The sequence below is a fragment of the Colwellia sp. MB3u-45 genome (assembly GCF_014077005.1).
In the GTDB taxonomy this organism is placed as follows: Bacteria; Pseudomonadota; Gammaproteobacteria; order Enterobacterales; family Alteromonadaceae; genus Cognaticolwellia.
Genome location: NZ_JACGVC010000042.1, coordinates 17,287 through 33,722 on the forward strand (window position 1 = coordinate 17,287; position 16,436 = coordinate 33,722).

A 16,436-nucleotide genomic window follows, 5' to 3' on the forward strand; every position below is an offset into this window, starting at 1 on the left:
GGATGTCTGAGCAAGGCCTGAACATGGTTACTTCTTCATATCCATGTGATGGTGACATACCGTTCATCCTGAACATCGTTACTCTTTCATATCCATGTGATCGTAACATACCCTTCCTCCTGAACATAAAAAAGCCAAACATGAATGTTTGGCTTGATTCAGTTAACTTAAATTTAACTGGAACTAGAAGCTAGGTAATAAGGCTTCAGGCATGAAATTGTTGAACTCACCTTCAGCAATAATCGACGATGCGTCAGCAATATCTGGCGCAAAGTATCTGTCTTTATCATAAAAACTGACAACTTGGCGTAAAATTGATTTAGCCAATTCAACATTTTTAGAACCTTTTAATGGCGCTCTAAAATCTAGACCTTGTGCCGCAGCCAAGTATTCAACAGCTAACACACCGTTAGTATTTTCAGCCATATCAGCAAGACGACGGCCGGCAAAGCAAGCCATAGAGACGTGATCTTCTTGATTTGCTGAAGTGGGTAAGCTATCAACAGAGGCTGGATGGGCTAATGATTTATTTTCTGAGGCTAAAGCGGCAGAGGTGACTTGTGCAATCATAAAGCCAGAGTTTATTCCGCCATTATCGACTAAAAACGCGGGTAATTTACTGAGGTTTGCATCGATTAATAGCGCCATTCTACGCTCTGATATTGAACCAATTTCGGCAATCGCTAACGCTAAGTTATCTGCTGCCATGGCAACAGGCTCGGCATGGAAGTTACCCGCAGAGATAAAGTCACCTTCGTTGGCGAAAACTAACGGGTTATCGGTCACACCGTTAGCTTCAACGTGAAGTACTTCAGCCGCTTGGCGAATTTGTGTTAAACATGCACCCATCACTTGTGGCTGACAACGCAGTGAGTAAGGGTCTTGCACTTTTTCACAATCAAGGTGCGAAGAACCTATGGCTGAGTTGTGGTCTAAGATGTGACGGTATGCGCGAGCGGCATCGATTTGTCCGCGTTGACCACGAGCTTGATGTACGCGATCATCAAAAGGGGCGCGAGAGCCCATGGCCGCTTCAACTGACATAGAGCCAATAACCACACCAGCAGCAAATAAGTCTTCCGCGTGAAATAAGCCTTCTAATGAAAATGCCGTTGACGCTTGTGTGCCATTGAGTAGTGCTAAACCTTCTTTTGCCGCTAAGGTCATTATCTCAAGACCGGCTATTTTTAAGCCTTCAACCGCTGAAATAACTTCATCGTTATGCGACATTTCGCCTTCACCCAATAAGGGTAATACCATATGAGAAAGCGGCGCTAAATCACCAGAAGCACCAACAGAGCCTTTTTTAGGCACACATGGATAGACTTCTGCGTTTAATAGGGTAATTAGCGCTTGAATAACTTCTAAGCGAATACCAGAAAAACCGCGTGATAATGAGTTGATTTTCAAAACCATCATTAAACGAACAGTGGCATCATCCATGTACTCGCCAAAGCCGGCTGAGTGAGACAATACGATTGAGCGCTGTAATAATTCTAATTGGTCATTTTGGATACGGGTACTGGCCAGTAAACCAAAGCCGGTATTAATACCGTAAACCACGCGATCTTCCGCGATAACTTTTTGCACCGCTTCAGCGCTTTTGTTAATACCTTCAAAGGCACTTTCATCTAAGCTAAATTGTATACCTTCATACTTAGTTACGGCGCGTAATTGTTTTAGCGTAAGCTGGCCTGGAATAATATTTAATGTGTTCATTACTGACATGTTATCTGTCCTATCTTTAAATTTTTATGAGTTCAATGAAAAGAGCACCAAAATTATCGCCAAAATTGGTGCAATTATACGTTAAGCTAAACAGGTTGTTACTAAACCTTGCCGTTAGCACCATCAATCATAGGTAGGTCTAGGCCTTGTTCTTTTGCACAATCAATTGCAATGTCGTAACCGGCATCGGCATGACGCATAACACCGGTAGCAGGGTCGTTCCATAATACACGGCTAATGCGTTTTGCCGCGGCATCAGTACCATCAGCGACAATAACCACCCCAGAATGCTGACTAAAGCCCATGCCTACGCCACCACCGTGATGTAGGCTAACCCAAGTAGCGCCGCCTGAAGTTGACAATAAGGCATTGAGTAGTGGCCAATCAGATACCGCGTCAGAGCCATCAAGCATACTTTCAGTTTCACGATTTGGTGAAGCAACTGAGCCAGAGTCTAAGTGATCGCGGCCAATAACAACGGGTGCTGATAATTCGCCAGTTTTTACCATTTCGTTAAAGGCTAATGCTAAGCGAGCACGGTCTTTTAAACCTGCCCAACAAATACGGGCAGGTAAGCCTTGAAAAGCAATACGTTCACGCGCCATATCTAACCAGTTATGTAAGTGTGGATTGTCTGGAATAAGCTCTTTCACTTTGGCGTCAGTTTTATAGATATCTTCTGGATCACCCGATAATGCTACCCAGCGAAATGGCCCAATGCCTTCACAAAATAGTGGCCTAACATAAGCCGGTACAAAGCCAGGAAAATTAAAGGCATTTTTCACCCCTTCTTCCAAGGCCATTTGGCGAATGTTGTTACCGTAATCTGTGGTAGCAGCACCAGCCGCTTGTAGATCAAGCATGGCCTGTACTTGCACAGCCATTGAATGCTTAGCCGCTTTTACAACGCCAGCTTCGTCTTCAAGACGCATTTTTTCCGCTTGCGCCATGCTCCAGCCTTGTGGTAAATAACCGTTGAGCGGATCATGTGCTGAGGTCTGGTCCGTTACTATGTCGGGGGTAACACCACGTTTGACTAATTCAGGGAAAATATCAGCGGTATTACCTAATAAACCCACAGAGATCGCTTCGCCTTTTGCTGTCGCATCATTGATCATCGCTAATGCTTCATCTAACGAGGTGGCTTTTTTATCGACGTAGCGAGTCTTTAGGCGAAAATCGATGCGAGACTCATCACATTCAACAACTAGTGCAGAAAAACCTGCCATAGTTGCTGCCAGTGGTTGAGCGCCACCCATGCCACCTAAACCACCGGTAAGTACCCATTTACCTTTAGCGTTACCAGCAAAGTGCTGTTTTGCCATGGCGACAAAAGTTTCATAAGTGCCTTGCACTATGCCTTGCGAGCCAATGTAAATCCATGAACCGGCGGTCATTTGGCCGTACATCATTAAACCTTGTTTATCTAACTCATTAAAGTGCTCCCAGTTTGCCCAGTGCGGCACTAAGTTTGAGTTAGCAATTAATACGCGTGGAGCATCGGCGTGAGTTTTAAAAACGCCAACTGGCTTACCAGATTGCACCATCAAGGTTTCGTCATCTTCTAGGCGATCCAATGTTTCTACAATTTTGTCGTAACATGCCCAGTTACGTGCAGCACGGCCGATACCACCATAAACCACTAATGACTGTGGGTGTTCGGCAACTTCTTCATCTAAATTATTCATTAGCATGCGTTTTGCCGCTTCAGTTAACCAGCTTTTTGCAGTGATTTTACTGCCACGTGCGGCACGAATTTTACGGCTAGTGTCGATTCTATTATTTATTGTCATGGTGGACCTCTACAAATGTAAATTGTTGGCTAAAATGAGAACTTTTCTCGCTTCGATATGCGTAAATTAAAGATGCGTAAATTAAAAAATTAAATGACTGCCTAAGCGGTATTTATTTCCTGGTGAGGTTAAAGTGGCTAAACTCACCACACCTTGGCTTGACCAGGTGCGACGTTTAACCTGTAAACAAGGGGTGATATGGCTAATCGCTAATAAGCGGCCAATATCTTCACTGGCTAATACGGCTTCCACCTCATGTGTTGCTTCGGTCAATGGTGCTTCGGATGATAAATATGCATGTGGCGTAATTTGTGTAAAGTCTTGTTCAAGATAATTAGCCACTAATTTTGGATTAACAAAGCGTTGCTCTAATTGTATGGGGGCATTATTTTCAAAATGCAGCACGCTTGAGTAATAGGCGATATCACCGGCTTTAAGGGCTAATAAAATCGCCACTTCTTCGTTGACTTTAACGGCGTTTAAGATGAGTTGCTCAGCATGATATTGGTGACCACGCTCGTGTATTTCATCGGCTATATTACGAATTTCTAGTAATGAAGACTGTGACTTAAAGTTTGCGACAAAAGTACCAGAGCCCTGAGAACGCACCAATAAACCTTGCTCAGTAAGTTCTTGTAAAGCACGTCGAGCGGTCATTCTACTGACCGAAAACTGCTCGGTAAGCTCATTTTCTGAAGGGACTTTACTGTGTTCAAGCCACTGGCCAGATTCTATTTTTTCACAGATGTGCTGTTTGATAACACGGTACTTTGCGGTTTTTACTTGTGTCATTGTCATACCTAATACGGGATAATGTGCAGAGTAAACTCTTACTTGTATATACAATCTCATTTTTTCTCTGCAAGGTCAAGAGTTGTATATACAAGCTTGCTTGTTAATTTGCTATCAGTTAAAGTGAAATTATAAATAAACCCTAAGCTTTGTTGGGTCATATTCATCTGCTAAAAGTCATGGCAGTTTGAAAAGGCACCTAAAAATAGTATTAAGGTTAGCGGTAAATAAGCAATTTGGAATTTTATGTCGACGAAAACACAACACTGGCAAATCCTTTGGACTCATGTCAATTTAGCCACTATGACCGACGGAGCAAAAACTTACGCCACGATTGAAAATGGCGCTATAGCGATTGCGAATGGAAAAATTGCTTGGCTAGGCACAACCGCCGAACTGCCTGACTTTGATACGGCTAGGGTAAAGGTAATTGACGGCAAGGGCGCTTGGTTAACGCCAGGCTTTATCGATTGTCATAGCCATATTGTTTATGGTGGCAACCGCGCGAATGAATTTGAAATGCGCCTTGAAGGCAAAGGTTATGAAGAAATAGCCAAGGCTGGCGGTGGTATTATTTCAACGGTTAAAGCAACCCGTGCTGCTAGCGAAGATGAGTTATTTATCAGCGCATTAAAACGTTTAACGGTTTTGCATCAAGAAGGTGTTACTAGCATCGAAATTAAATCAGGTTATGGTTTAGACACGGATACTGAAATTAAAATGCTCAATGTCGCTACTAAATTAGGGCAAACATTACCGATGACAGTACAAAGAACATTTTTAGGTGCGCATGCGCTACCTGTTGAGTATCAAGGTCGTGCGGATGAGTATATTGATTTGGTCTGTAAAGAGATGATACCGCACATAGCAAAAAGTAAACTAGCGGATGCAGTTGATGTGTTTTGTGAAGGTATTGGTTTTAATTTAGCGCAAACCGAAAAAGTGTTTGCGGCAGCCAAGGCGCATAATTTACCAATAAAAGTGCATGCCGAACAGCTGTCTAATCTTGGTGGCACTAAGTTAGCCGCAAAATACCAAGCGCTATCGGCTGATCATATTGAATTTTTAGACGAGGCAGGTATTGCGGCCATGAAAGTGGCCGATATGACTGCGGTATTATTGCCGGGTGCATTTTACTTCTTACGTGAAACCCAGTTACCCCCAATTGAGCTATTGCGTAAACACGGTGTGAGTATGGCTATTGCTACCGATGTAAATCCCGGTTCGTCGCCGATTAACTCACTGCAGCTAATGCTCAATATGGCTTGTACATTTTTTAGGTTAACGCCGGTTGAAGTTCTTGCGGGAGTGACCTGTCACGGCGCAAAAGCGCTAGGCTTGTCGAGTAGTAAAGGGCAGTTAGCCGTGGGTTATGATGCGGATATTGCTTGTTGGGATATTAATCAGCCGGCTGAATTATGTTATCAGTTTGGAGTGAATCCGCTTACTCGTCTAATGAAGGCTGGGGAAATAGTGATTTAGCTTAGGGTGAGTTAACTTGAAGTTGCATGGGTCACTAGAACAGCTAGTGATTGCTCAGCCTTACTTAGTCGATGTAACTGGCATATTATATAGTCGTAATCGACAACACCTTGATGACGACAGACAAGGCGTTTGCTCAAAGCCAGTGCTATAGCAAAGATAAGCCAGCAAGTATTGCCATACGGTTTAAGTATGGCAAGTGGCATTATGAACAGTATTTACATATTCAAACGAGATAAAACTAGGCTTAACTAGTCAATATCTAAGGGGTCAGGCGATAAAATAACACCGGTATTATCGGCATAAATATGATCATCAGGTAAAAAGGTTACGCCGGCAAAGTTTATTGCCAAGTCGCTTTCGCCAATGTTGCTGGTGCTGGCGCCAACAGGGATCGACAATAAGCCTTGTATGCCAATATCAATATCTTCTAAGGCGTCAACGTCTCGTACGCTACCAAAACAAATAATGCCTTCCCAATTATTCTTTGCGGCTTGTTCAGCAATACTAATATTAATCAGTGCGCGACGTGTTGAGCCACCACCGTCAATAACCAAGACCTTGCCGGTACCGTCAGTGTCAACTAGCTCAGCAATTAAGCCATTATTTTCAAAGCACTTTACCGTGACAACTTTACCGCCAAAAGAACTTTTGCCACCATAATTACTAAATAAGGGTTCAAGTACATCGATTAAATCAGTGTATATATCACACAGCTCTGAGGTGTTGTATTCCATAGTAAGTTTTTCCTAGGTCGCGTTTCTTATTAACTAGTATAACGGTTGAATAGACAGGCACAACCGCTAAGCCGCTATACTTGCTAAATAAACCTAACGAAAGCATACATAAAAAGCGGGACTTAATCATGGTTATTAGCTTTTAATAAGCGTTATATTTATGCTTGTTGGGGGGTAGCTTGTGCTTGATTTTTCTCCAGAAACTATCATAGCGCTGGAAATCGGTGGATTATTGTCAGATTTAAGCAAATCGGTCTGGGTAAATAGCTTTAGCAAAAAGATGCGAAATTTACTCACCATTGTAGCTATTAGGTTATATCGCTAGTGATGCTGTTTAAGGGGGTTTTATCAGTAAGGCTAGTGCATTAGTAGGCGATAATGGAATATGCGTTTACTCAGTAACTAAAGCGTAAAAGATTTCAGTGAAAATTTTTACATTTAAAATCAGTGACGCTTTACTGTGCTGGCCGGTATTACAGTGCCTAAGGGGTATTACTTAACTTCTGTAATTTCTATCGATGCTTCTCGGCTATTTACCGTTGAGCCTGTACTTTGTAGGTAATTCTGCCAACGCTGTTGATATTCTGCGCCGAGTGTTTTTAAGTAATCACTGTTATAAATACTGCTATGTTCATCATCAAAAATAAATCGGTAGCCATGTTTGCCCACAGATTCAATTTTTAGCAGACGTACCTGCTTTTTATGATAAACCTTTGGCGCTGAACCAGCTACCTGACCTTTGTCTGTGGTTGGAGCAAACACACGTAAATATTCGAAGCTTAAATCAATCGCTTCGCCGTTTTGTTGTTCAATATCTTCAAGCTCAGTCCTACCAAAAGAAACCGACAAACTCGCTGTAGCATTATTGATCACAAAGCGCTTAATTTTACTCATGTATTACTCCTAACCGTATTTTATCTATTATAAAATAAAGCGACTGAGATCTTCATCTTTAATCAGATCAGATAAAATATTAGCAACAAATTCAGCATCGATGAGAATGCTTTCTCCAGCGCGATCATTGGCGGTAAACGAAAGCTCTTCGATTAAGCGTTCCATCATGGTATGTAAACGCCGGGCACCAATGTTTTCAGTACTTTCGTTAACTTGCCACGCGGCATTAGCAACCGCTTTAATACCATCTTCACTAAATGAAATATGCACGCCTTCAGTCGCTAACAAGGCAATATATTGCTCTGTTAAAGAGGCATTAGGCTCAGTGAGTATGCGCACAAAGTCTTCAGCGGTGAGCGGTTTTAACTCAACACGGATCGGTAGTCGACCTTGTAATTCTGGAATTAAATCAGAGGGCTTTGACATTTGAAAAGCGCCAGAAGCAATAAATAAGATATGGTCAGTTTTAACCATCCCGTGTTTAGTGCTAACGGTAGAACCTTCAATTAATGGTAACAAGTCTCGTTGTACACCTTCTCTTGATACGTCAGGGCCTGAACTTTCACCACGTTTACAAATTTTATCTATTTCATCAATAAAGACAATACCGTTTTGTTCAACCGCGTATATTGCTTTTTCTTTGATGTCGTCTTGATTAACTATTTTCGCCGCTTCTTCTTCTTGCAAGGCCTTGAAAGCCTCTTTAATTTTCAGTTTACGTTTTTTGGTTTTATCACTCGACATGCTTTGGAACATATTTTGTAATTGTGAAGTCATGTCTTCCATGCCAGGAGGTGCCATAATTTCAACGCCAACTTGTGGTGCGGCTAAGTCGAGTTCAATTTCTTTGTCATCGAGTTGGCCTTCGCGTAATTTTTTACGAAAGGCTTGACGAGTTGAACTGTTTTCTGGTTGCTCGTCGTTGCCTGAACTGTCGCGAGCTGGTGGCAGTAATATATCTAAAATACGTTCTTCAGCAGCTTCTTCGGCTAAGTGTTTTACACGAGCCATTTCCCGCTCTTTGGTCATCTTAATGGCCATATCAGCAAGATCACGAATAATAGTTTCGACTTCTTTACCGACATAACCGACTTCGGTAAATTTAGTTGCTTCCACTTTAATAAAGGGAGCATTGGCTAGTTTTGCTAAGCGTCGAGCTATTTCTGTTTTACCGACACCTGTGGGGCCAATCATCAGAATATTTTTAGGGGTAACTTCATCGCGCAACTCTTCGTTCAGTTGCATTCTACGCCAGCGGTTTCTCAGTGCTATTGCAACCGCTCGTTTGGCATCACTTTGACCAACAATGTGGTTATCGAGTTCGTGAACTATCTCACGTGGTGTCATATTCGACATATTAATTCCTTACAAATTGGCGGTTATAGTTCATCAATCACATGTTGTTGATTGGTAAATACACAAATGTCACCAGCAATTTTCAATGATTTTTCAACGATTTCTTTGGCAGAAAGCTCGGTATTTTCAAGTAATGCTGTGGCTGCTGATTGGGCAAAATTTCCACCACTACCAATGGCAATGAGATCGTTTTCTGCTTGAATAACATCACCATTACCGGTAATGATGAGTGAGGCTGTTTCATCAGCAACGGCTAATAAAGCTTCTAGTTTGCGCAGCGCACGATCACTGCGCCAATCTTTTGCTAGTTCAACGGCCGCTTTAGTTAAATGACCTTGATGCATTTCTAGCTTGCTTTCAAAACGTTCAAATAGGGTAAATGCATCAGCTGTGCCGCCAGCAAAACCTGCAAGTACTTTGCCATTATATAAACGGCGCACTTTGCGTGCATTACCTTTCATTACAGTGTTGCCAAGGGAAACTTGACCATCACCACCAATGGCAACTTTGCCATTACGTCGGACAGAAACAATAGTAGTCACAATTAACCTCTTCCATATTGCCAACTGAGATAGTCGGCTTGTCTAATGTAGATTAGATAAGGGGTGGCTTAAGCTTTTTCAAGGGAGCGGTGATGAATAATAGTAAACAGACAACTTTAAACGATTTTAAGCTATACATTTGCGTTGTCTGTTAAAAACAATATCGTTCAGTGTTAAGTTGGCTGTAGGTTGAATTTTAGCTTGTAGCTATTAGATGAAGTGACTATTTTTATGATCGGCTGTCGGTATTTTATTGTTGTCGTTTATCGGTATTAATACCGATAAACGAGGCAAGCATTGAGTCAGTCTTTGAATACAGAGTTAGTATTTGTCGCTTTAAAATGGGGCTAGTTGACCACGCCAAGTTATGCCTTGAAACTGACGGTTTAATACTAATTTAGATACCTTAATAAATCCGCTGGAAAAGGCCTTAAGCAATTCATACATATATAAATACATTGCTAAAGTATCAATATTGAGTTAATCCCAACCCCAAATTTTACAAGCGTGGATTGCGTTGTTTTTTAATTTATGTTTATCTTTTTCTGCGTTACGTTTTTTATCGTAAGGGCCTAAATAAACTTTATACCAAGTTGACGAGCTACCAACAGATTTACCCACTTGTGCTTCTAAGCCGGTAAAGGCTATTTTTGCTTTTAATGACTCTGCTTGTTTACGAGTTCTAAATGAGCCACATTGCATTTTATAGGGGCCTTTTTTCTTAACTTCGTACTGACCTACTTCAATTTCTTTACTTTTTAGGTCATCAACGTAGGTCCATTTTTCCTTTGGTAGTTCAGGTAATTCAGCGACTTCTGTAGTCTTTTTTACCTTGATGACTTTAGGGGCAACAACGACTGCAGGTTGCTTGTCTTTAATGCTCCACAGCAGGTAGCCAAAACTGGGCAAAGCGATCACTAAAAAAGCGGCAATTAATTTTACTTTCAATGAGCTACCTTGAGCTGGTTCAACATTTTTTTTATATGGGCTTTGTTTTTTATTTTTTACTCGAGAGCGGGAAACGTAATCTTGATGTGCCATGAAAAACTTTATACTAGAAAACTTTCGTCAATTCTAACCAACTACTAAAGAAATATCACCCATTGAGTGCATTAATTGCATAAAACTCAGCCTAGGCTAAACATGAGTAGGGATTAAGGGAAGTTTAAAGACAAGTTTTTAGCTGTCAGCTGTCAGTAAGTTAAAGAAGCTTTGAGCTTGTTGTTACTGTGTTTTTGCTTCTGCAGTCCTCCCAATTTACTGCTTGTGAAATAGGCTGCTAGGCTGTGTTTTTCGACGCAGCAATTACCAGCTTAAGTCTACTGGGTCGATATCAATTGACCATTTAACTTTTGATTGCCATTCATTTGTGGCGCTATGGTGAATTAGCTTAAATACTGCTTGATGCAGCTGCTTTCTAGATTTGGCTTGCAAAATTAAGTGGAATCTAAATTTACCCGCCTTTTTTCCCATTGCTGCTGGCACAGGCCCAGCAAACTGGCAACCTTCAAAGGCTATTTGGGTCATAGCGCGTAAAAATTTTTCCGGGTAAGAAGGGTAGTTTGCTTCAGCTCTAAATAATGCTTGAAAGCTAAAGGGTGGCAATAAGGCTTGTTGGCGTTCAATAAGCGCTTGTTTAGCAAAGTGTTGATAGCCATTTTGTACTAAGTCTTGCAGTAATGGATGATCAGGGAATTTACTTTGTACCATGACTTTACCAGGCTTACTTGCTCGACCGGCTCGGCCTGACACTTGTACTAAAAGTTGTGCCATATGTTCAGCCGCGCGAAAGTCGTAACTAAATAAAGCCCCATCAACATCAAGCACAGCAACTAAGGTGACATCAGGAAAGTGATGGCCTTTTGCTAGCATTTGTGTGCCAATCAAGAGTTGATGCTCTTTATTACTGACCTCGGTTAATAACTTAGCTAAGGCACCTTTTTTACGCGTGCTGTCTCGGTCAATGCGCACGGTAGAATAATCAGGAAACAATTCACCAATTTTTTCTTCTAATTGCTCTGTGCCTTGTCCTAAGGGTTTAATGCGAACACTGCCACAACTTGGGCATTGTGGTGGAATGCGTTTTTGACTGGCGCAATGATGGCAAATCAGCAACCCTTGGCCTTGATGTAAGGTAAAAGGTTTATTACAGCGTTGGCAATCAGCAATCCAATGGCATTCTTGGCAGTTAATAGCGGGGGCATAACCACGACGATTAAGAAAAATTAATGCTTGCTCACCACGGGCTAAGGTATTTTTTATGGCTTGTTTTAAGCTACCGGAAAGGCCATGTTCCATTTGTTGTTGCGCCACATCTATTAAGCTGATTTTTGCTGTTGAGGCATTACCGGCACGTTTGCGTAATTGATGATAATGATATTTTCCGCTCAAGGCATTTTGCAGTGACTCAAAACTGGGTGTGGCAGTGCCGAGTATAATGGGAATATTAAGTTGTCTAGCTCTGAGTATGGCAATATCGCGCGCATGATAGCGAAAGCTGTCTTGCTGTTTAAATGAAGCATCGTGTTCTTCATCAACAATGATCATGCCCAAATCATTAAGCGGAGTAAAGATAGCCGAGCGGGTACCAATAACAATCGCCGCGGTTCCTCGTTGTGCTTCTAGCCAAGTTTGTAAGCGTTCTTTGTCGTTCAAACCTGAGTGATGCAGGCTTATCGGCACATTAAAGCGTTGTTCGAAGCGACTTAAGGTTTGCGGCGTTAGGCCAATTTCAGGTACTAAGACTAACACTTGTTTGTTGTTGGCCAGTATTTGCTCCATGGCCTGTAAATAAACCTCGGTTTTACCACTACCGGTTATACCATCAACTAAGTGACAAGAAAACTGCGCTTGCAGCTCTTTCACCGTGGCGACAATTAGCGCTTGTTCTGTTGATAATTCTAGTCGGTTATCTTGCTGTAATGCTTGCTCTTGCCATTGAAATAAAGTTACCGCACGGCTTTTACTATAAATGAATTCTTTTTTCTCCAGCGCATTAAGCTGTGCTTTATTAAAGCCAAGGGTTAATAGCTCTGACCATGTCATGCCTTGATGCTGGTTAAGCATAGTGAGTAACTCAGCTTGTTTGGGTGAGCGTTTGGCGGTAGTTGTTTGTTCTTCCTCGCTTAAGTCTGCTTTTGTTAACCAAACTTGCGGTAGCTCAACATCAGGTTGTTTTATTTGTCGCAATAAAACCGGTAATGCTTGTTGGAACACATCACCAATAGGATGATGGTAGTAGTCGCTACAGCGTTGAATAAAATGCAGTAATTGAGGTGAAAAACTGAAGTTGTCATTAACTCGACTGAGCACTGATTTTAATTTTTTAGCTGCATATTCAGTGCTTTCATCTATCGACAAAACAATACCAACCACTTGGCGAGAGCCAAAAGGCACAATAACTCGTTCACCTAATTGCACGGCGTTAGTGTTGAGTTCCGCCGGTAGTTTGTAAGTAAACAACTGGCGCATAGGAACGGGTATTGCAACTTGCAGGTATATATCTGTTGAAGTTATTGCCAAAAATACTGTCATATAGAAATAAAATGTTATGCATATTCTACTGCTTAATGACGTAATGCCAAGCTCGAAAATTCGACTAGGAGGATTTTTATGAAATTAAGCAATTTATTGCTCAATTTTTTAGCAATTTTTATTGCCATAGGAGGAGCGATACTATAACATTCGCCTCCATTATTTTTAACTCGTATGGTGCTTGGCAGCAATAATGACTGACCGAGTGGCGATGCGGCCTTAACAGAGGTTTCCCATGAAAGACGGTATCCATCCAAATTATACAGAGTTCAAGGCAACTTGTTCTTGTGGTAACATTATTACAACTCGTTCAACTGTAACTAAAGACATACATCTTGACGTGTGTTCAGAATGTCACCCATTCTATACTGGCAAGCAAAAATCTGCTGAGACCGGTGGTCGTGTTGATAAATTCAACAAGCGTTTTGGTGCTCTTAGCAAGAAGTAATTCTGCTAATATACCAGTAGAAAAAAGCACCTTTAGGTGCTTTTTTTTTGTCAAAAATTAAGCTTGTGTGTCATGTTAACTCAACATTTTTATCCTCTTAACGTCGCTTAAAATAAATTTTGTTATTTTTCTTAACTGCCAAGATCGCTTTAAGTTGTTCATCATAGCTAAATCACGTGATTTGGCCATATAGCAGAGTTGCTAAATACCTTACAAAATATACATACGCGTGGATCTCGACGCTTTGAAATAGCTAAATAGCGCGTTAAATACGGTGAGTAGTGCTTTATTTATTGACGTTATAACAAGAAAATTCAATCCTGTTTGGCGGCTAAAATAGTGAAATATTTCTTGTTAATATCATTTTGCTTATGGGGAATTTCTGCTATATTTGCTCTCTTTATTTTCGAATAATTTTATAAAGTTTATTGCGCCAGTATGCTCGCCAATAAGCAGAGATTATCGCCAAGCATTTAAGGTGTGATATGGCCGATCGCAAGCCAACCAAGTTTAGTAAAAACAATCAGTTTCCTCGAGACAAACAAATTGATGAGTTAAAAGTTCCGCCACATTCTTTAGAGGCAGAGCAATCAGTGCTAGGTGGTTTATTGTTAGATAACGAAACTTGGGACCGCGTAAGTGAACGAGTTGTTGCACAAGACTTCTATAGTAGATCACATCGTATTACTTTTGAGACTATTGGTCGGTTAATTGAGTTAGGTGAGCCGGTCGATTTGATCACCTTATCTGAAGCGCTTGAAAACGATCAAAAGCTTGATGATGTTGGTGGTTTTGTTTATCTCGCTGAAATGATGAAAAACACACCAAGTGCCGCCAATATCACCGCCTATGCGACTATTGTGCGTGAACGTGCGGTAACGCGCGAAATGATCAGTGTGGCCAATGAAATTGCAGAAGCGGGTTATGATCCACAAGGGCGTAGTAGTGCCGATTTACTCGATTTTGCCGAAACTAAGGTTTTTGCGATTGCCGAGCAACGTGCTAATAAGTCGGAAGGCCCAGAAAATATTAATTCAGTCTTAGAAAAAACGGTTGATCGTATTGAGAAACTTTGTGCATCACCGACTAACGGTGTTACTGGTGTTTCAAGTGGCTTTACTGATTTAGATAAAATGACTGCAGGTTTTCAAAAATCTGATCTCATCATTGTTGCTGGCCGTCCGTCTATGGGTAAAACGACTTTTGCCATGAACTTGGCCGAACATGCTGCCATGACTGAAGATAAACCCGCGTTAATCTTCAGCTTAGAGATGCCGTCAGAGCAACTAATGATGCGTATGCTGGCGTCACTTGGTCGTATTGACCAAACTAAAATTCGTACCGGTCAATTAGAAGATGAAGATTGGGCGCGGTTATCATCAACCATGGGCTTGTTAATTGAAAAAGGTAAAATGTTTATTGATGATGCGGCGGGCTTAACACCAACCGATGTGCGTTCGCGAGCACGACGTATTGCCCGAGATCATGGCGGTATTAGTATGATCATGATCGATTACCTGCAATTGATGCGTGCGCCACAATTTTCTGATAACAGAACCTTGGAAATTGCTGAAATATCTCGTTCATTAAAAGCCTTGGCAAAAGAATTAGAAGTGCCAGTAGTGGCGTTATCTCAACTTAACCGTGGCTTGGAGCAGCGTTCTGATAAACGACCAATAAACTCAGATTTACGTGAATCAGGTTCAATTGAGCAAGATGCCGACTTAATCATGTTTATTTATCGTGATGAGGTTTATCACGATGATTCTGAATACAAAGGTATGGCTGAAATTATTATTGGTAAACAGCGTAATGGCCCTATTGGTCGAGTACCTTTAACCTTCCAAGGACAATTTTCTCGTTTCGATAATTATGCTGGCCCGCACGTATTAGGCGAAGATTAAACGCCCATGACATTGCACACAGCCACGGCGATTATTGATTTAGATGCACTAAGTGATAATTACCAGCTTATTCAGTCATTATCGCCTAAGGCTAAAATTTTAGCGGTACTGAAAGCGAATAGTTATGGTCATGGTTTAGAGCTGATTGCTAAAGCACTGCCCAATGCCGATGCTTTTGGTGTCGCGCGTATTGATGAAGCGTTGGCACTTAGAGCCGCGGGCATTGTAAAACCTATTGTATTGCTTGAAGGTTTTTTTGCTAAAGAAGATATTGATATACTGGCGGCGAGTAACTTACAAACCATAGTGCATAACGAGCAACAGCTGGCGGCCATTTTGGATGCTAAGCTGGATGCTCCGCTAAAAGTTTGGCTGAAAATCGATACTGGCATGCATAGACTGGGTATTAATCCCGAGCAACTAGCACATTTTTATCAAGCGTTAAGTCAATCAAAAAATGTTCAGCAGCCCATAGTGCTGATGAGCCACTTAGGTTGTGCGGATGATAAAAACAACTTAGCAACAGCGAAACAAATCTCCTTATTTGATCAACTTAGCGCTGATTTACCCCTCGAAAAAAGTTTAGCTAATTCTGCTGGCGTTTTACTTTGGCCAGAAAGCCATTATCAATGGATTAGACCTGGCTTATTACTTTATGGTGTTTCACCACTAGCAGCAGATAGCTACATAGACGGTATTGCCCCAGTCATGACTTTGCAATCAAGTTTGATCTCTGTACGTGAAATTGCTGCAGGATCTGCGGTTGGCTATGGCGGTGCTTGGGTGAGTGAAAGTAACACTATTATAGGTGTAGTTGCTATTGGCTATGGTGATGGTTATCCCCGCCATGCCCCTAACGGTACACCGGTTTTAATTAATGGTCGACGTGTGCCGCTTATTGGTCGAGTAACTATGGATATGATCACGGTAGATTTAGGCGCTCAAAGCCAAGATAGCGTTGGCGATATTGCCACGTTATGGGGCAAAGGTTTAGCAGTTGAAGAAGTGGCTGAATTTGCTACAACTATTCCTTACGAACTTTTGTGTAATATTACCCGTCGTGTGCATATTCAGCTGGCAAAGTAACAATAAACATTCACTCTTAAAAGTTATAAAAAGTTATAAAAAGTGGCTAGGCTATGACAGTGAAGCCGTTCTAGATTGCATTTTATAATAGCGCGGTTATCAATCGTACACTTTGCCTTTTGCTGTTAGCACAGAAAATA

13 protein-coding genes are annotated in these 16,436 nt (G+C 41.5%); 4 read left to right on the top strand and 9 right to left on the bottom strand.

Going from position 1 to position 16,436, the window contains the following annotated elements; genetic code table 11:
- Positions 1-183: 183 nt before the first annotated feature.
- The 3 genes from hutH to hutC form a co-directional block, all read right to left on the bottom strand.
- The gene (gene hutH, locus H4J41_RS04430) at positions 184-1,728 is read right to left on the bottom strand and encodes a histidine ammonia-lyase (protein WP_220460959.1); all 1,545 of its coding nucleotides are present in this window, start codon (positions 1,726-1,728) and stop codon (positions 184-186) included.
- A gap of 101 nt (positions 1,729-1,829) precedes the next feature.
- Positions 1,830-3,515 carry a urocanate hydratase gene (gene hutU / locus H4J41_RS04435; protein ID WP_310649822.1) on the bottom strand — a complete coding sequence of 562 codons (1,686 nt, stop codon included), beginning with the start codon at positions 3,513-3,515 and terminating at the stop codon, positions 1,830-1,832.
- A gap of 87 nt (positions 3,516-3,602) precedes the next feature.
- A complete protein-coding gene (hutC, locus tag H4J41_RS04440) occupies positions 3,603-4,313 on the bottom strand; it encodes a histidine utilization repressor (RefSeq protein ID WP_182137489.1) in 711 nt (236 codons plus the stop codon).
- A 246-nt stretch (positions 4,314-4,559) separates the two neighbouring features.
- On the opposite strand from hutC, the gene hutI reads away from it, so the two are divergent.
- The gene (gene hutI, locus H4J41_RS04445) at positions 4,560-5,795 is read left to right on the top strand and encodes an imidazolonepropionase (protein WP_182137465.1); all 1,236 of its coding nucleotides are present in this window, start codon (positions 4,560-4,562) and stop codon (positions 5,793-5,795) included.
- Positions 5,796-6,046: 251 nt separating this feature from the next.
- Here the strand turns inward: hutI and rraA are convergent, their stop codons facing one another.
- From rraA to priA, 6 genes are all read right to left on the bottom strand, one after another.
- Entirely contained in the window at positions 6,047-6,532 is a 486-nt protein-coding gene (gene rraA / locus H4J41_RS04450; RefSeq protein WP_182137464.1) for a ribonuclease E activity regulator RraA, read from the bottom strand.
- A 492-nt stretch (positions 6,533-7,024) separates the two neighbouring features.
- Positions 7,025-7,426 (bottom strand): gamma-butyrobetaine hydroxylase-like domain-containing protein, encoded by a 402-nt coding sequence (locus H4J41_RS04455; RefSeq protein WP_182137463.1) that lies wholly within the window; start codon positions 7,424-7,426, stop codon positions 7,025-7,027.
- 27 nt (positions 7,427-7,453) lie between these two features.
- Positions 7,454-8,782 (bottom strand): ATP-dependent protease ATPase subunit HslU, encoded by a 1,329-nt coding sequence (hslU, locus tag H4J41_RS04460; protein WP_182137462.1) that lies wholly within the window; start codon positions 8,780-8,782, stop codon positions 7,454-7,456.
- Positions 8,783-8,805: 23 nt separating this feature from the next.
- Positions 8,806-9,324: an ATP-dependent protease subunit HslV gene (hslV, locus tag H4J41_RS04465; RefSeq protein ID WP_182137461.1), complete on the bottom strand. Its 519-nt coding sequence runs from the start codon at positions 9,322-9,324 to the stop codon at positions 8,806-8,808.
- 480 nt (positions 9,325-9,804) lie between these two features.
- Entirely contained in the window at positions 9,805-10,365 is a 561-nt protein-coding gene (locus H4J41_RS04470) for an SPOR domain-containing protein (RefSeq protein WP_182137460.1), read from the bottom strand.
- Positions 10,366-10,629: 264 nt separating this feature from the next.
- Positions 10,630-12,846, bottom strand: a complete 2,217-nt coding sequence (gene priA, locus H4J41_RS04475) for a primosomal protein N' (protein ID WP_259364515.1) — start codon at positions 12,844-12,846, stop codon at positions 10,630-10,632.
- Positions 12,847-13,093: 247 nt separating this feature from the next.
- Between priA and rpmE the strand changes: the two genes are divergently transcribed.
- The 3 genes from rpmE to alr all read left to right on the top strand — a co-directional run bounded on the left by rpmE (position 13,094) and on the right by alr (position 16,296).
- Positions 13,094-13,306 carry a 50S ribosomal protein L31 gene (rpmE, locus tag H4J41_RS04480; RefSeq protein WP_182137458.1) on the top strand — a complete coding sequence of 71 codons (213 nt, stop codon included), beginning with the start codon at positions 13,094-13,096 and terminating at the stop codon, positions 13,304-13,306.
- Positions 13,307-13,791: 485 nt separating this feature from the next.
- Positions 13,792-15,210: a replicative DNA helicase gene (gene dnaB / locus H4J41_RS04485; protein ID WP_182137457.1), complete on the top strand. Its 1,419-nt coding sequence runs from the start codon at positions 13,792-13,794 to the stop codon at positions 15,208-15,210.
- Positions 15,211-15,222: 12 nt separating this feature from the next.
- Positions 15,223-16,296 (top strand): alanine racemase, encoded by a 1,074-nt coding sequence (gene alr, locus H4J41_RS04490; protein ID WP_220460964.1) that lies wholly within the window; start codon positions 15,223-15,225, stop codon positions 16,294-16,296.
- Positions 16,297-16,436: the final 140 nt, after the last annotated feature.

Coding starts and splice junctions, on each gene's coding strand:
- hutH (WP_220460959.1), bottom strand. CDS start 1,728: ATGTCAGTAATGAACACATTAAATATTATTCCAGGCCAGCTTACGCTA.
- hutC (WP_182137489.1), bottom strand. CDS start 4,313: ATGACACAAGTAAAAACCGCAAAGTACCGTGTTATCAAACAGCACATC.
- hutI (WP_182137465.1), top strand. CDS start 4,560: ATGTCGACGAAAACACAACACTGGCAAATCCTTTGGACTCATGTCAAT.
- rraA (WP_182137464.1), bottom strand. CDS start 6,532: ATGGAATACAACACCTCAGAGCTGTGTGATATATACACTGATTTAATC.
- H4J41_RS04455 (WP_182137463.1), bottom strand. CDS start 7,426: ATGAGTAAAATTAAGCGCTTTGTGATCAATAATGCTACAGCGAGTTTG.
- hslU (WP_182137462.1), bottom strand. CDS start 8,782: ATGTCGAATATGACACCACGTGAGATAGTTCACGAACTCGATAACCAC.
- H4J41_RS04470 (WP_182137460.1), bottom strand. CDS start 10,365: ATGGCACATCAAGATTACGTTTCCCGCTCTCGAGTAAAAAATAAAAAA.
- rpmE (WP_182137458.1), top strand. CDS start 13,094: ATGAAAGACGGTATCCATCCAAATTATACAGAGTTCAAGGCAACTTGT.
- dnaB (WP_182137457.1), top strand. CDS start 13,792: ATGGCCGATCGCAAGCCAACCAAGTTTAGTAAAAACAATCAGTTTCCT.